We start from the raw sequence: 15,393 nt of genomic DNA on the forward strand, positions 1-15,393 counted from the left end.
AATATTTAAGAATTGCTAAAACCCTTAGTTTTACACATATTTGAAACTCAATTTTTTTAAATAAATATAAAAAAAAGCAGACCCTTCTAAAGTCTACTTTCTCCATTTTTTAACTAAACTATACCTTGAGCCATCATTGCATCTGCAACTTTTAAGAAACCTGCAATATTTGCACCCATTAATATATTCCCTTCTTCTCCGTATTCCTTAGCAGCTTCACTTGAATTTTTATATATTGCTACCATTATATCTTTAAGTTTATCTAGAACTTCTTCTTCACTCCATGATAGTCTAATACTATTTTGTGACATTTCAAGTGCTGAACAAGCAACTCCACCAGCATTGGCAGCTTTTGCAGGTCCAAACATAACTTTATTACTTTGTAGCACCTCTATAGCCTCAAGTGTTGATGGCATATTTGCGCCTTCAGATACTGCAATTACTCCATTTTCAACAAGTATTTCTGCTGACTCTTTATTTATCTCACCTTGAGTTGCACAAGGTAATGCTATATCACATTTAATCTTCCATATATTTCTGAATCCATCTTCATATTTAGCAGTTTTAACAAAATCTAAATATTCTTTAATTCTTCCTCTTTTAACTTCTTTTATTTCTTTAATCACATCTAAGTTAATTCCATTTTCATCATATATATAACCATTTGAATCACTAAGTGCTATAACTTTAGCTCCAAGTTCAGTTGCTTTTTCTGCTGCATATATAGCAACATTTCCTGAACCTGATATAACAACACTTTTTCCATTAAAACTGGTTCCGTTATCCTTAAGCATTTCTTCAGTAAAGAAAACTAATCCATAACCAGTAGCTTCTTTTCTTCCAAGGCTACCACCATAAGTTAGACCTTTACCTGTTAACACTCCTTGTTCACTTGTATTTCTTATTTTTTTGTAATATCCATACATATAACCTATTTCTCTACCACCAACTCCTATATCTCCAGCCGGTACATCTATATCACTTCCAATATGTTTGCAAAGCTCTGCCATAAAACTTTGACAAAATCTCATAACTTCATTATCTGATTTTCCTTTAGGATCAAAATCTGATCCTCCCTTACCTCCGCCTATTGGTAATCCTGTAAGCGAGTTTTTAAATATTTGTTCAAATCCTAAGAACTTAATAATACTTTGGTTTACTGATGGATGAAATCTAAGACCTCCTTTATATGGCCCTATCGCGCTATTAAATTGAACTCTAAACCCTCTATTTACTTGAACCTTTCCACTATCATCCACCCAAGGTACTCTAAAGAATATTTGTCTTTCCGGTTCTACTATTCTCTCTAATATACCATTCTCTATGAATTTCGGATTCTTATCAAAAACAGGAACTAATGAGTTCATAACTTCTGTTACTGCATCTAAAAATTCATTTTCACCACTATTTCTTAACTTTACTTGCTCTAGTACATTTTCAACATATTGTTTTCCATTCATAAATTTAACGCCCCTTCTCATTTAGTAATTTATTTATATAATACAACTTTTTAATGTATTTTACTATAAAATACATTAATTTTTTAGAATTTTCTTATTTTTTTAAAATTTGAAATAATATTTTGTTAATATGTAAATTCAAGTGAAAATGAAACAGTTTTCTTTATTCATATTTATTATGTATTCTTTAAACCTATTTTATTAAAACTATTATTAAAATTATTAAATACTTAGGAGATATAAAAATGAAAATTGGTTATGCCTGCACCCCACTTAGAATTCCAAATAAAACAACAAAATCATTTATTCTAAAAAACTATTCAGAAGATATTTTAATAAATTGCATATCTAATAATTTAAATAATCTAATAGATATTTTAAATTATAATATTTCTAATGAAATATACTTATTCAGAATCAGTTCTGATATAATTCCTTTTGCAAGTCATGAAATAAATACTTTTGATTGGGAAAGTTATTTTAAAAAAGATCTAAAGAAAATAGGGGATTTAATTAAGAATAATTCTGTTAGAGTATCAATGCATCCTGGACAATATACTGTTTTAAATAGTCATAATAAAGCTACAGTTTCTAAAGCAATTAAAGATTTAGAATATCACTGTAAATTTTTAGATAGCTTAAACTTGAACTCTGATTGTAAGATTATACTTCATGTTGGTGGAGTATATAACAATAAAAAATTAGCAATAGATAATTTTATTAATAATTATAATTTACTTTCTAGAAATATAAAGAAAAGACTAGTAATTGAGAATGATGAAAAAAACTATAGAATAAAAGATTTATTATATATAAGTGAAAAATGCTCTATTCCAATAATATATGATAATTTACACTACACTTGCTATGAAGGTCATGAAGGTGATAATTGTTCAATCTTAAATAGTATTAATCAGACTTGGCATAAAGAAGATGGCACAATTAAAGTTCATTACAGTGAACAAAATAAAATTAAAAAGAAAGGCTCTCACTCTAGTACTATATCTTGTAATGGCTTCTTAAATTATATAGATTCTTTAAATGGATTAGACATTGATATAATGACAGAAGTTAAAGATAAAGATTTTTCTGCAATTAAAACTATAAATTTATTGAGCGAATTAAAAGGGACTTTATCCGAAAAATCTAAGATTGAAGAATTAGAATCTTATAAATATTATCTTAAAGAAAAAGGAAAGGATGTCTTTGAAAAATCTAAATATATATTAAATACTGAAGGAATAATAGAGTTTTATAAATTTATAGATAGATTTATTTATTCAGAACCTTCTTTTGAATGTTCTATAATCACTCTTAAAGAAGTCTATTTAGAACTTGAAAATAATTTAACTAAAAGTGAAATAAATCACTTTAATAAACTATTTAATGATAAAAAATTTAAAAAAGCTAAAGAATATTTATATAAATTAGCCTTCAAAAAAAACTTATACAATGCACTCTCTATGTATTATTTCTATAACTAAAAAGAGAATAGATGTTTATCTATTCTCTTTTTATTAACTAATCAGTTATTTCTTTTATCATTTTGTCTAATAACTTATTCTTTCCACCTTTTGAATATAAATATATTGGTATAGTTACGATTATACCTCCAATTGTTCCACATATAATATCGTACATTGTATCCTCTAATCCATTTTGAGCTGTTAATCCAAACAAGCTATCTGTTGTAAACTCCCATATTTCCCATATACCAGCACAAGCTACTGCAAACATTATAGTAAATAATACCATAGCAAAAGGTTTTATATCTTTATTCTTTTTAGGATTAAATAAATATGTGTATATTGCAAAACCAATAACGCCTATTAATAAACCTGATGCAAGATGAAGCATTTTATCATATCCTTCTATTGCATAAAAATTTAATACATTTGCTAAATACATTGAAAAGAATATAAATATAAGGATAGCTACATATGTCATTTTAGATTTTCTAAAAAATGTATATCTACAAAATACTTTAAGTAGGCCTACAGTAACTAGAATTAATACTATCCTAGGTAACTTTTCTCCCTCTCTATAAATTACATCCCATACTGTTGTGATAGCTAATAATATTAAAAATAAATATGTTATAACGCTATCATAAGTTAATTTTTTCATAAATACCCCCTAATTAATATTATGTTTTTTACTACGATAAAATGGTATAGAAAGGAGGAACCCTCCTATAAAACCTCCTATATGTCCTAAATTATCTATACTCGATGAAGTAAATCCTATATATAGATTTAATATAATAACTGCTATTATATTACCTAAAACACCTCTTTGAAGATGTTTCTTTTCCCTTAATGCAAACCATAAAAAGGCTCCTAATATACCGAATATAGCTCCTGAAGCTCCAACTGATATCATATTTGGACCTAATATATATCCTAATAAACTTGAAGTTATACTTGAAAATAAATATATAGATAAATATTTCTTCCATCCATATATTTTCTCTACAACTGTACCTACAATAAATAATGAATACATATTAAATGCTATATGCATAATTCCACCATGTAGGAAGGCACTTGTTATTAATCTCCAAACTTCTCCCTGATTTATTAAATAATTTACTTTTGCTCCAAACTCAATTAAAACCCTTGTATTTATATCTACCATACTTTTAGATACCATAGCTGTTATTATAAAAATAATAACATTTATTAGAATAAGTATACTAGTTACAGGGCTTTCTCTAAAAATACCTAATATTCTTTTTTTGTTATTTACAGATACTTTTTCTTTATTTATAATTTCTAAACATTCTTTTAAAGGTCTACACTCTTCATCATAGTGCATAACCTCCATACTATTTATATTATATATTAGCTTACTCCTGCCCTGGTTATCCCCTCTTATATAATCACCCTGTACAAATACAATACTATTTAATAAAAATCTCTTTCCTAAACTACTTAAATACCTAAAGGCTTCATCATAATCAATATCTTCATTTGAATCCTTTGATATTATTACAGCATATATGCCTTCCTCTAAATCTTTAATAGCAATCCATCTATCTTCTTTATAAAAATTACTATAATATTGTTGCATATAAAAGCCTTGAGTACTTGAAAGAAACTCATAAACTCTTTGACTAAAGTCTCGCATACTTCCTCCACTATTTTTAATCTTTAAATACATTATAAAAGATACATTTAAACTTTTCAAAGAAAATACGATTCTATTTATAGAATTAATAAGAAATATTAAAAAATCAATCTAATATTCCTAAATTTTATACAACTTAGGAAATTAGATTGATTTATATTTAATCTATAGATTTTCTTCTAACATATCTAAAAGTTCATTAAATCTTTTAATTGTGGCTTCTAAAGGTTTTGATGTAGTCATATCAACACCTGCATTTTTCAATATATTTATAGGATAGTCACTTCCACCACTCTTTAAGAATGATTTGTATTTATCTACAGCATTTTCTTCTTTATTTAATATAGAGTTTGCAAAGGCTGATGCAGCAGCATATCCTGTTGCATATTGGTATACATAAAAATCTGAATAGAAATGAGGTATTCTTGCCCACTCTATATCAATCTCTTCATCTACAACCATATCGTCTCCAAAGTATTTAACATTTAATTCATGCCATTTACTTGAATACTCTGAAGCTGTAAGTGGATTTCCACTTTCTATACTTTCATGAGTATAAAGTTCGAATTCAGCAAACATTAATTGTCTAAATACAGTGGTTCTAATTTGTTCAAGCTCTTGATTTATTAAGTATAATTTTCTCTTTTTATCTGTTTCTTTATCAATTAAATAATGTATAAGTAATGCTTCATTAGTTGTTGATGCAACCTCTGCACAGAATAATGTGTACCCTGCATAGAAGTATGGTTGATTCTTTCTTGAATAATATGAATGAATTGAATGACCCATTTCATGAACTAGTGTAGATACATCATTAAGCTCATAATTATAATTTAATAAAACATAAGGCATAGTATCATAAGATCCCCAAGAGTATGCTCCCCCTCTTTTACCTTTATTTTGATATTTATCTATCCATCCTGAATTTATTCCTTCTTTGAATATATTAAGATATTCTTCACCTAAAGGATTAAGTCCATCTATTGCAATCTTTACACCTTCATCAAATTCTATGTGATCCTTTTCTATTTCTATAACTGGAACATATAGATCATACATATGCATTTCTTCAAGGCCTAGCATCTTCTTTTTAAGTGAGATATATCTATGAAGAGAACTTAAATTTCTATCTATAGTACTTAAAGCTTCCTTATAAACTTCTACAGGAATATTATTAGGTTTAAGTGATGCTTCTAAACAAGAGTTATACTTTCTTACTCTTGCATCAAAAGAAAAATTCTTAATTGATGAGCTTAATGTTGTTGCAAATGTATTTTTAAGCTTATTATATTCAGAAAATAAAGTCTTAAAAGCTTCCTCTCTTACAACTCTATCCTTTGATTTTATAAATGAGGAATAATTTCCTTCTGTTAATTCAACTAATTCTCCGTTTTCATCTTTTATTTTAGGGAAAGTCATATCTGCATTGCTAAGCATACTTTGTATTGAAGATGGAGCATCTAAACAATCTGAAACTTGTGCCATTAATTCTTCCATCTCTTTGCTTAATACATGATCTTTTTCTTTTAGTATATTTTCGAATATAAATTCGTATTCTTTAAGATCTGCTACTTCTTCAATTGCTTTCTTTATATAATTTTCTCCTAATGATAATATTTCTGGTACAAAATATGCAGAATAGCTTGATAATTCAGCCATATAGCTATCAACTTTACTCATTCTAGCTTGATTTTCATTATTAGCTGTATCCTCATCGCTTTTTAGGTGTGCATATACATAAAGTCTCTCAGCTAAACGAGAAGTTTTTTCTGATAACTTTAAATATTCTAAAATCATTTCTGGCTTGTTAAGCTTACCTTGAAATTCTCTTAATTTTGGTGCTTCATTTTTAAGCTTTGTAAAATCCTTTTCCCACTCATCATTTGATGAATAGATCTTTTCAATTTTCCACTTATCATCTTCTTTTATTTCATCTCTATTTTTTAAAACATTTTGAGCCATATAAATTCCTCCTTTTTATAGTTGAAAATATTTCTTTTCAGTAAATTATATTAATAGGTGAAGCCTTTGCCTCACCTATTATAAGTTTTCTTTTATTATATGCTTTTATATTAAGTTCTAAACTTCTTCCTTATATTCTTCTTCTTTTCCTTCTATATTCTTAAATACATTTTCCATTTCAGTTTTTATTAATCCAATAATCTCATTTAACTTTTCTTGTATTTTACTATATTCTTCATCATATTCAAATTTTATAATAAATGTAGGATTATACTCTTCTAAATCTTCCTCTAATTCATATCCTTTTTCTTTAAATCCTTCTTCATTGAATAAATCATATATTGCTGAATATTCCCATTCTTCAACATCTTTATTTGTATCAAAGTATAAATTAACAACTCCATCTTCTACAAAAAACTTTCTTACAAATAAAGCACCTTCATCAACGCTAAAACTTCCTAATTCTTTTGAAATAAATCCTGTATCTTTATCTTTCTCCATTAAAACTAAGCTTGAAAAATCCATATTAATCTTCCTTTCTAACTCTTAAAATTCTTCAGTTGTTCTTATTATAAACCATACCTACTATTTTATGAAATATTAAATATAATATTCTTTACTTTATGGAAAAATATGGTAATATTTTATTATAAAGTATTTTAAGGAGTGATATTATGGGCAATAATAGAAGAAGGCCTCGAAATAAAAGATTTAGTCGAAGAGAACGTTTTTTAATAAACCAAAAAAAGAGAAGAAGATTAGCTCTCTTAATCATCGCACTCATAATAGCATTAACTGCATTTACAGCAAAGAAAGTGTTTGCTTATGTTAAATGTCAAGATATATCTACTGCTGTTGAATATCTTATGACTACTAATGTAGATAATGCCCTTCTTAGAGTTCAGACTATGGAACTTAAATTTTCAGATGGGGATACAGCAGTTGTTGATGCATCAGGATTATCTAAAGAAAAACCTCATCAATCTAGAAAGGTTGAGTGCCATTTAAGGAAAAAAAATAATTCTTGGAAGCTAGAAAATTCTTATATATTAAAATAAGACAATTAATCTTGCAAATCATTTGCATAAAAGTGTATAATAAGGGGTAATTATTTTTAGGAGATGATAATTTGATTAATATAAATAATCTTACATTTTCATATACAAACAAACCTCCTTATCTTATAGAAAATGTTAATTTAAACATACCAAAAGGTATTTACCTTTCTATAATAGGAGAAAATGGGTGTGCAAAGACTACTCTATTAAAATTAATACTTGGTCTACTAAAACCTACATCAGGTAGTATAACTGTAAATGCCAAGGGAGTTGCTTATGTTCCACAAAAAATTGAAAGTTTTAACTCTCAATTTCCCATTTCTGTCTATGAAGTTCTTAAAACACATGGTAACTCAATAGGAGTTAAAAACAAAAATGAAATCAAAGAAGCTTTAGAGAGAGTAAATATGTTAGACTTTACTAACAAGTTAATTGGAAGTCTCTCAGGAGGACAACAACAAAGAGTATTTATTGCGAGAGCTCTTATGGGTAACCCAGAGCTTATAATATTAGATGAGCCTTCAACTGGTGTTGACTTTAAAAATCAGTTATCAATTTATGCATTACTTAATAAATTAAATAAAGAAAATGGTAAAACCATAATTTCTGTAGAGCATAATATTGAACTTGCTTTAAAATATTCTACCCATATACTACACGTTGTAGCTGGTGTTCCTACGTTATATACTAAAGCTCAGTATATAAATTATAGAGCTTCTCTTGATAAAAAAATATTGAATTTATAGATATAGAAAGGTGTAAAACTTTATGTTCGAATTAGACTTTATGCGTAATGCTTTTATTGCAGGAGGTATTATATCAATTCTATGCCCTTTCATTGGACTTTTCTTAGTACTTAGAAGATACTCAATGATTGGCGATACTCTATCTCACTCTTCCTTTGCTGGAGTTGCAATAGGACTTGTTGTGGGAGTTAATCCTATGATAACTGCTTTTTTATTTACTACACTTTGTGCTCTTATAATTGAATTTTTAAGAGATTACTATAAACGTTACGCAGAACTTGTAATGTCAATTGTACTTACTTTAAGTTTAGGTATTGCTATAATACTAATAAGTAGCGGAAAAGCTTCTGCAAATGTTAACTCATTTTTATTTGGAAGCATCCTTACAGTAACAAAACAGGATATAGCTTTAATCTTTATAACTGGAGTTATTTGTTTAATAACATTATTATTTATTTACAATAAACTTGTTTATGTTACCTTCGATGAAGAAGGAGCTAAAACGGCTGGAATACGAGTTAAATTAATAAATTATATTTTTACAATTTTAATTGGTGCAACTATTTCAATGTCTATCCGTATAATGGGTATACTTGTTATCTCATCAATAATAGTAGTTCCTGTTGCAACTGCTATTCAGCTAAATAAAAATTTTAATAAGACTCTTATTTTTTCAATAATTTTTGGTTTTGTAGATATAATGTTTGGTCTAGCACTATCTTATTATGTTAACAGTGCTCCAGGTGGAACAATCGCAATTGTTTCAGTATTCTCATTAATACTTACTATAATTTTAAAAAATTTCTTTTCTAAATAAAAAACATCTCAAATTTATTTTTGAGATGTTTTTTTACATGCTTCACATATACCCTTTATTTCTATATTGTGCTCCGTTAGAGTGAATCCTGTTTGCCTTTTAATTAATTCCTCTATTTGTCCTATAGGACATGGCATTTCCACTTCTTTGTGACATATATCACATTCTAATAAATGCTTATGACTCTCACTATGAAGCTTATATGATGATACACCATCTTCAAGCAAATATTTATCTATTATATTATTATCGCAGAAAGAGTCTAATGTTCTATATACAGTACTTAAATTTATATTTATATTTTCATCTCTACAAATATCAAATAGTTCTTCTGCTGTCATACCTTCTTTTTCATTTATTAATATCATTAGAATTTTCATTCTAGCTTTTGTTATTTTCATATTTTTATCTTTTAATATCTTTTCAATATCCATTACATACTCCCTCTTCTATACGCTAAAAGAATCTTTATATAAATAATTCTAACACTTATTATTATAATTTTAAATCCTTTTAAAAGAAAATCATCTTTAACGCCATAATAGTTAATATGATTCCACCAAAGAAATTAGCATACTTTTCTACAAAATCTATTCTTTTAATGTAATCGCATACCCCAAAGCCTATATAGCATATCACAATAGTTATAAGCCCAACCATTATTGAGTATAAAAACAATACAAGTATTAATATATCATTCATCATAGTGAATCCTATAACTAATGCATCAATACTCACTGATATTCCAAGAAATATACTCATTCCTTTTTTAAGTAATATAGACTCTTCCTTTTGCTTTAATGCATCTAATATCATTATAAATCCAATAACACCGACTATTATACCACCAACTGCATTAGGTATTGTAATAAATCTATTAAATACCTTGCCTATAAATCCCCCCAAAAAAATAAAAAGAAACTGAAAAAAACCAAATGAGAATATATATGTATATTTGATTTTTCTCTTTATATTAGGTAAAACGCCTATACTAAGTGTAATTCCCAAAGCATCCATAGCTAATGCTATACCTATTAATACTACTGTTACTATGCTCATAAATTTAAACCTTTCACTTAAAATTACTTTACTATTATTATTATTAGTAGTAACTCTTATAAATTATTCTTTTTTTATTTATTCAAATTTTTTTCATAAAAAGTCTTTATTTTATCACCTTTTTAATGTATAGTATTAAACAGAGTAGATTAATTTTTAAATAGCATATCACATATACTAAATATATGTTGTTCTAAAGGAGAGTATTTATGTCAAATTGTATTATTGCACAATCAGGAGGGCCAACTTCAGTAATTAATTCAAGCGTCGTTGGTTTAGTTAAAGCAAACGAGGAATTAAAGTTATATGATAAGGTCTATGGTGGATTAAATGGAATAGAAGGTATATTAAATAAAAAAATAATTGAGTTATCCGCTAAAGCTGAGGAAGAATTAAATACATTCACATATACTCCTTCATCAGGATTAGGTTCTTGTAGATATAAATTAAAATCAATTAATGAGTCAACTGATGAATATGATAAATTATTTAATATTTTATCAGAATTAAATATTGAAGCATTTTTCTATGTAGGTGGAAATGATTCAATGGATACAACAGCAAAACTATCAAAATATGCAAAAGATAACGGATTAAACATAAAATTTATAGGTATTCCAAAAACTATAGATAATGATTTAATGTATACTGATCATACCCCTGGCTTTGGAAGTGCTGCTAAGTTTATTTCAACAGCTGTACTTGAAACTTATCTAGACTCATCAGTTTACAGTAACAATGGAATATTTATAATTGAAACAATGGGTAGAGATACAGGATGGCTTGCAGCTTCTGCATGCTGTGCTAAAATAAATGGTAAACAAGTAGCAGATTTCATATATTTACCTGAAAGAGCTTTTGATAAAGAAAAGTTCCTAATGGATGTTAGAAAAAAATTTAAAGAACAAAATCAAGTTTACATAGTAGCTTCTGAGGGTTTAAGAACTGAAGATGGTAAGTTCTTAACTGAATTTGATTGTGTCTCACAGGATACATTTGGACATGCCCAATTAGGTGGTGTAAGTGAATGTTTAAGAAAGCTTATACTAACAGCTGGTATAACAACTAGAGTTAAGGCTCTAGAACTTGGTGTGCTTCAAAGATGTGCTATGCACTGTGCATCAAAATTAGATATAGAAGAAGCTTACCTTGCAGGTTATGAAGCCTTAAAATATGCTAAAGAAAACAAGAATGGATCTATGGTGGCTATAAAAAGAGATCAAAATTCACCTTATAAAACATCATTCTTTGAAGTTGATGCTTCAAAGGTTGCAAATAATGTTAAATATTTCCCTACAGAATGGATTAATGAAGAAGGAAATAATTTAACTGAAGAAGCTTATGAATACTTCTCACCTCTTTTTGAAGGAACTCCTTCTTTATGCTTTGAAGATAACCTTCCAAAGTATAAAGTTTTCAATAAATAATATGACCAAAATAAAAGCACAGACTTTATAGCTGTGCTTTTATTCATATACATAAATAAGTGGCCTCAATAAATAATTACATATAAATGTCCAACCTACTACAGATATTATTTTAATGTTATATCTACATGGCAATATTATTATGATAGCAATTACTAAAATTAATAATGATGCTCCTAGTAATTTTGATATTTTATTTACCTTTAATTCCTTTGTACAATATGGACATTTTATAATATCTTCTCCCCTTTGTTTTAACAAATAATTAAGTGATATCTCTCTATTACAATAAACACACCTCTTCATATTTGCTCCATCACCCTAATAATTACTTAGCTTTTCTATACTTCTTTGATATATACTCAATCTCATTTAATAATTCATTAATCTCTTCTATAGTATTGTAAGGTGATAAACTTACTCTTATCATACCATACATCTTTTTACTTGAATCTTTTAAATATTTTTCTGCTTCTATCTCATCTATTCCCATAAGTCTTCTACAATAAGGATGTGCACAGAACCATCCGTGTCTTACGGCTATTCCTTTCTCCATTGCCAAAATACTTGCAACATCTTTGTGATACATTCCTTCAATATTAAAAACACTAATACCTAGTCTATCATCAATATTTTCCGTATCTCCGTAAGTTATTACATGAGGTATATTTTTTATTTCATTATTTAAAATATTAAAAAGACATCTTTCTCTAGCTATTAAATAGTCAAATCCTATATCTTCAAGCTTTTTTAATGATTTTATCATAGACAATACGCCAAAAAAGTTTGGAGTTCCTGCTTCATTTCTTTCTGGAGTATCTAAAAATTTAACGTCCCAGTCTTTAACTAGTTCTACTGTTCCCCCACCTTGTTTATCAGGGGATTTTGAATTAAAATCATTCTTCCTTCCAATTATTGCTCCACTACCAAATGGAGCATATAACTTATGAGCTGAAAAAACAAGAAAATCTATGCTTTCACTACTATCCTTTCCGCTCATATCAACTTTAATATGAGGAACTAATTGAGCTCCATCTACAACTATCTTCCCTCCATGTTTATGAACTAACTTGCTTATTCTATGAATATCATTAATATATCCTGTAACATTAGATGCGCCAGTTACACTTAAAAATTTCACTCTACCACTGTATTCATTTAATTTCCTATTAAGAGAATCGTAATCCAATCTACCTTTATCATCAACCTCAACATAATCAACTCTTCCATTGACTCTCCAAGGTAAATCATTTGAATGATGCTCCATTCTTGTTGTTAATACTATGTCATTTTTACAAAGCAATGTTTCTGCTATTTTATTTATTCCATCCGTTGCATTATTAACAAATATAGTTGTATATTCCTCTTTATTTTTAACATTAAAAAAGTCTAATAAATACTCTCTAGCACTATTGTATAAATCAGTTGTAAATGTAGCCTTTTGCCCTGTTCCTCTTCCAATTGATGCATAATACTTACTCAATAGCTCGATGTACTCTATTACACTTTTTAATGGAGGTGTTGTTGCAGCATTATCAAAATTAATTTGGCAAACTTCTCTACCATTTCCTAACTTAATTTTACTTTCTATCCCGAGAAGTTCCTCTCTTAGTATATTTTTTCTTATATCCATTTGTTATCCCTCCACTATATAATATATTCCTATCATTTACTATTGTTCTATTTATTACTCTATACATATTATGGTTCTATACATCGTCTATTATGAATATTTATTAAAGTAACAAGACTGTTTAGATTTCATATATTTAATATATAGTATTCTTTGGAGGTATAAAATGAAACCAGATAAAAAATATATGTCTATAACTGATGAAGAAAATGAATTTGAAGCTTTTGAGGCATCTGCACCATATAATAACCTTAATTCTGGATGGGCACCTATAATTAATGTGGATAGCTTAGATATAGAAAATTCTCACGGTTATAGATCTAATAAAATTCCATATTCATTAGGAAGCCAAATAGACTTAAGAGACCAAGCTATTAACACTGCATTAGGAGTTCCATCCGAGCTTTACTCATACAATAATACTTCTAGTACACCAATAGATACCACTACTGGTGTTCCAACACCGACTGATATTTTAAGAGAATTTGATATGGATTTAGATGAAAATGAACTTTTAGGATCCTATACAAGATACAGTAAAAAATGTAATCCTGAGCAAATTTTCCAGAGAATAAGAGCAAATAATCCTTTAATTTTAAAAACTATGGAATCTTATAGAATTCCTTTCCCAATTGCTAAAACATTAATTAAACGTATTATAGCTTTAAGTAATATTTATTGTAATAGAGAGTAGGTGAATTTTAATGTTTATGTTAAGAGAGACCCTTCCTGATTTAAAAGGAAAGGTAAGATTTATACATTCATCTCCGAGCATTCCTTCAATAGATATATATGCAGATGGGACTCTACTTGCTTCTAATGTGAAATTTGGGGATTTAAGTGATTATGTAGAACTTTCTCCAGGTGGTTATAGTATAGAAGTTTATAAATCAGGAACATATGATACTCCATTACTTACTCAATCAACTGATGTTATTCCTGGAATCTCAAATACTATATGTATAGTAACAAATAATAATTTATTAACATTATTCTCCTTAAAAGATGCTGGTTCAAAAGCTGGTAAAGATATTTGCTTTTTAAGATTTATTAATCTTTCTCCAAATGCACCATTAATTACCCTTGGTCTTAAAAATGGAGAGAATCTTTTTAATGATGTAGAATATTTAGAAACAACAGGCTACTATCCGCTTTCTCCTGGAATATATGATTTTAAGCTTTCATTTTCAGGTGCAAGTGCAATAAGCAAAACTCTTTCTGGCATTTCGTTGACCCCTGGGGAATTTCAAACTATTTATGTAATAGGACTATTAAATGGTGAACCACAGCTTGGATTTATATTAGCAAGAGATGGTAGACAAGATTAGCATAGACTAATAAAGCCAAGTAATTAAAATTTACTTGGCTTTTAACTATTTAAGCATCATCTTTATTTTTTTAAATAATATTGGCTTTATAACTTCAATGTCATCAGGTTCATTTAAAATTATAGAACTATAACATACACTACCAACTAACTCTATTATCATAAAAAGAGTTATCTTACCCTCATCCTCTGATAGCCCCCTTTTAATTAATTCTTTTAAGAATATATCTATAATCTCAATAACCTTCTTATCCTCATCCATTATCTTAGCATTCCTATGTATAACATGTGAAAAATTCTTATTTATAACTTTTAATAGTAGTTTATTTTCTTTAAAATAATCTATTATGTATTCTGTAAAATACAGTACCATATCTTCAAATTCTACAAATTGTCTATCCTTAGTAGCCTCAAATGCCTCTTCTATAAGTGTAGACCCCTTTAATAATATAAGCTTATTAACTACATCATATTTATCTTTAAAATATAAATAAAATGTTCCTTTTGCAACTCCCGCACTCTTTACTATCTCATCAATAGATGTACTATTTATTCCCTTTTCCTTAAAAAGTTCATATGCAGAATTATATAAATTTAATTCCTTTTTCTTTTTCTTTAAAGATATATTCCCCTTTATTGCATTATTATTATCATTCATTTTACCCTCCAACTTAAAATGCCTATGTATTTTATAATCTAATCTTATCATTTATTTATAAATAATAAAACCTTTTCTAATTCATCAAATTGATATAAACCCTTATAAATAGTATAA

At 27.6% G+C, this 15,393-nt stretch carries 17 protein-coding genes; 7 read left to right on the forward strand and 10 right to left on the reverse strand.

Translation table 11 applies throughout. From position 1 onward, the window contains the following. Window positions 1–113: 113 nt before the first annotated feature. Window positions 114–1,460, reverse strand: coding sequence for an NADP-specific glutamate dehydrogenase (gene gdhA / locus K5V21_RS12120; protein ID WP_221861463.1), 1,347 nt, complete (start codon window positions 1,458–1,460; stop codon window positions 114–116). A gap of 245 nt (window positions 1,461–1,705) precedes the next feature. Here gdhA and uvsE point away from each other — a divergent pair, with 245 nt between their 5' ends. After that, window positions 1,706–2,944, forward strand: a complete 1,239-nt coding sequence (gene uvsE / locus K5V21_RS12125) for a UV DNA damage repair endonuclease UvsE (protein WP_221861464.1) — start codon at window positions 1,706–1,708, stop codon at window positions 2,942–2,944. 37 nt (window positions 2,945–2,981) lie between these two features. Here the strand turns inward: uvsE and K5V21_RS12130 are convergent, their stop codons facing one another. The 4 genes from K5V21_RS12130 to K5V21_RS12145 form a co-directional block, all read right to left on the reverse strand. Continuing rightward, window positions 2,982–3,587 carry a hypothetical protein gene (locus tag K5V21_RS12130; protein ID WP_221861465.1) on the reverse strand — a complete coding sequence of 202 codons (606 nt, stop codon included), beginning with the start codon at window positions 3,585–3,587 and terminating at the stop codon, window positions 2,982–2,984. A gap of 9 nt (window positions 3,588–3,596) precedes the next feature. Beyond that, a complete protein-coding gene (locus K5V21_RS12135) occupies window positions 3,597–4,589 on the reverse strand; it encodes a rhomboid family intramembrane serine protease (protein ID WP_221861466.1) in 993 nt (330 codons plus the stop codon). A gap of 165 nt (window positions 4,590–4,754) precedes the next feature. Beyond that, window positions 4,755–6,551 carry an oligoendopeptidase F gene (gene pepF, locus K5V21_RS12140; RefSeq protein WP_221861467.1) on the reverse strand — a complete coding sequence of 599 codons (1,797 nt, stop codon included), beginning with the start codon at window positions 6,549–6,551 and terminating at the stop codon, window positions 4,755–4,757. Window positions 6,552–6,668: 117 nt separating this feature from the next. Next, entirely contained in the window at window positions 6,669–7,076 is a 408-nt protein-coding gene (locus K5V21_RS12145; protein ID WP_204593692.1) for a DUF6762 family protein, read from the reverse strand. Window positions 7,077–7,225: 149 nt separating this feature from the next. On the opposite strand from K5V21_RS12145, the gene K5V21_RS12150 reads away from it, so the two are divergent. From K5V21_RS12150 to K5V21_RS12160, 3 genes are all read left to right on the forward strand, one after another. Beyond that, window positions 7,226–7,609: a hypothetical protein gene (locus K5V21_RS12150; RefSeq protein WP_221861468.1), complete on the forward strand. Its 384-nt coding sequence runs from the start codon at window positions 7,226–7,228 to the stop codon at window positions 7,607–7,609. Window positions 7,610–7,680: 71 nt separating this feature from the next. Beyond that, window positions 7,681–8,355 (forward strand): metal ABC transporter ATP-binding protein, encoded by a 675-nt coding sequence (locus K5V21_RS12155; protein ID WP_221861469.1) that lies wholly within the window; start codon window positions 7,681–7,683, stop codon window positions 8,353–8,355. A gap of 22 nt (window positions 8,356–8,377) precedes the next feature. Continuing rightward, window positions 8,378–9,172, forward strand: a complete 795-nt coding sequence (locus tag K5V21_RS12160) for a metal ABC transporter permease (RefSeq protein WP_221861470.1) — start codon at window positions 8,378–8,380, stop codon at window positions 9,170–9,172. 14 nt (window positions 9,173–9,186) lie between these two features. On the opposite strand, the gene K5V21_RS12165 is transcribed toward K5V21_RS12160, so the two are convergent. Continuing rightward, entirely contained in the window at window positions 9,187–9,606 is a 420-nt protein-coding gene (locus K5V21_RS12165) for a Fur family transcriptional regulator (RefSeq protein ID WP_221861471.1), read from the reverse strand. 79 nt (window positions 9,607–9,685) lie between these two features. Next, a complete protein-coding gene (locus tag K5V21_RS12170) occupies window positions 9,686–10,231 on the reverse strand; it encodes a manganese efflux pump (RefSeq protein ID WP_221861472.1) in 546 nt (181 codons plus the stop codon). 209 nt (window positions 10,232–10,440) lie between these two features. Here K5V21_RS12170 and K5V21_RS12175 point away from each other — a divergent pair, with 209 nt between their 5' ends. After that, entirely contained in the window at window positions 10,441–11,658 is a 1,218-nt protein-coding gene (locus K5V21_RS12175) for a 6-phosphofructokinase (protein WP_221861473.1), read from the forward strand. Between the two features lie 39 nt (window positions 11,659–11,697). On the opposite strand, the gene K5V21_RS12180 is transcribed toward K5V21_RS12175, so the two are convergent. Both K5V21_RS12180 and K5V21_RS12185 read right to left on the reverse strand, forming a co-directional pair. Next, window positions 11,698–11,964, reverse strand: a complete 267-nt coding sequence (locus K5V21_RS12180; protein WP_221861474.1) for a hypothetical protein — start codon at window positions 11,962–11,964, stop codon at window positions 11,698–11,700. Between the two features lie 22 nt (window positions 11,965–11,986). Next, entirely contained in the window at window positions 11,987–13,291 is a 1,305-nt protein-coding gene (locus K5V21_RS12185; RefSeq protein WP_221861475.1) for an aminotransferase class V-fold PLP-dependent enzyme, read from the reverse strand. A 166-nt stretch (window positions 13,292–13,457) separates the two neighbouring features. Between K5V21_RS12185 and K5V21_RS12190 the strand changes: the two genes are divergently transcribed. Next, complete coding sequence (locus K5V21_RS12190; protein ID WP_221861476.1) at window positions 13,458–13,985, forward strand: hypothetical protein; 528 nt, start codon at window positions 13,458–13,460, stop codon at window positions 13,983–13,985. A 10-nt stretch (window positions 13,986–13,995) separates the two neighbouring features. Then, window positions 13,996–14,619 (forward strand): DUF4397 domain-containing protein, encoded by a 624-nt coding sequence (locus K5V21_RS12195; protein ID WP_221861477.1) that lies wholly within the window; start codon window positions 13,996–13,998, stop codon window positions 14,617–14,619. 45 nt (window positions 14,620–14,664) lie between these two features. On the opposite strand, the gene K5V21_RS12200 is transcribed toward K5V21_RS12195, so the two are convergent. Continuing rightward, window positions 14,665–15,276 (reverse strand): TetR/AcrR family transcriptional regulator, encoded by a 612-nt coding sequence (locus K5V21_RS12200; protein WP_204593681.1) that lies wholly within the window; start codon window positions 15,274–15,276, stop codon window positions 14,665–14,667. Window positions 15,277–15,393 lie beyond the last annotated feature (117 nt).

The sequence above is a fragment of the Clostridium sardiniense genome, assembly GCF_019753795.1.
GTDB classification, from domain to species: domain Bacteria; phylum Bacillota; class Clostridia; order Clostridiales; family Clostridiaceae; genus Clostridium; species Clostridium sardiniense.

What these genes read in the sequence shown, in the direction of transcription:
- K5V21_RS12150 (WP_221861468.1), top strand. Translation starts at nt 7,226, where the DNA reads ATGGGCAATAATAGAAGAAGGCCTCGAAATAAAAGATTTAGTCGAAGA.
- K5V21_RS12145 (WP_204593692.1), bottom strand. Translation starts at nt 7,076, where the DNA reads ATGGATTTTTCAAGCTTAGTTTTAATGGAGAAAGATAAAGATACAGGA.
- K5V21_RS12130 (WP_221861465.1), bottom strand. Translation starts at nt 3,587, where the DNA reads ATGAAAAAATTAACTTATGATAGCGTTATAACATATTTATTTTTAATA.
- K5V21_RS12190 (WP_221861476.1), top strand. Translation starts at nt 13,458, where the DNA reads ATGAAACCAGATAAAAAATATATGTCTATAACTGATGAAGAAAATGAA.
- K5V21_RS12160 (WP_221861470.1), top strand. Translation starts at nt 8,378, where the DNA reads ATGTTCGAATTAGACTTTATGCGTAATGCTTTTATTGCAGGAGGTATT.
- K5V21_RS12165 (WP_221861471.1), bottom strand. Translation starts at nt 9,606, where the DNA reads ATGGATATTGAAAAGATATTAAAAGATAAAAATATGAAAATAACAAAA.
- K5V21_RS12135 (WP_221861466.1), bottom strand. Translation starts at nt 4,589, where the DNA reads ATGCGAGACTTTAGTCAAAGAGTTTATGAGTTTCTTTCAAGTACTCAA.
- K5V21_RS12200 (WP_204593681.1), bottom strand. Translation starts at nt 15,276, where the DNA reads ATGAATGATAATAATAATGCAATAAAGGGGAATATATCTTTAAAGAAA.
- K5V21_RS12170 (WP_221861472.1), bottom strand. Translation starts at nt 10,231, where the DNA reads ATGAGCATAGTAACAGTAGTATTAATAGGTATAGCATTAGCTATGGAT.
- pepF (WP_221861467.1), bottom strand. Translation starts at nt 6,551, where the DNA reads ATGGCTCAAAATGTTTTAAAAAATAGAGATGAAATAAAAGAAGATGAT.
- K5V21_RS12180 (WP_221861474.1), bottom strand. Translation starts at nt 11,964, where the DNA reads ATGAAGAGGTGTGTTTATTGTAATAGAGAGATATCACTTAATTATTTG.
- K5V21_RS12195 (WP_221861477.1), top strand. Translation starts at nt 13,996, where the DNA reads ATGTTTATGTTAAGAGAGACCCTTCCTGATTTAAAAGGAAAGGTAAGA.
- uvsE (WP_221861464.1), top strand. Translation starts at nt 1,706, where the DNA reads ATGAAAATTGGTTATGCCTGCACCCCACTTAGAATTCCAAATAAAACA.
- K5V21_RS12175 (WP_221861473.1), top strand. Translation starts at nt 10,441, where the DNA reads ATGTCAAATTGTATTATTGCACAATCAGGAGGGCCAACTTCAGTAATT.
- K5V21_RS12185 (WP_221861475.1), bottom strand. Translation starts at nt 13,291, where the DNA reads ATGGATATAAGAAAAAATATACTAAGAGAGGAACTTCTCGGGATAGAA.
- gdhA (WP_221861463.1), bottom strand. Translation starts at nt 1,460, where the DNA reads ATGAATGGAAAACAATATGTTGAAAATGTACTAGAGCAAGTAAAGTTA.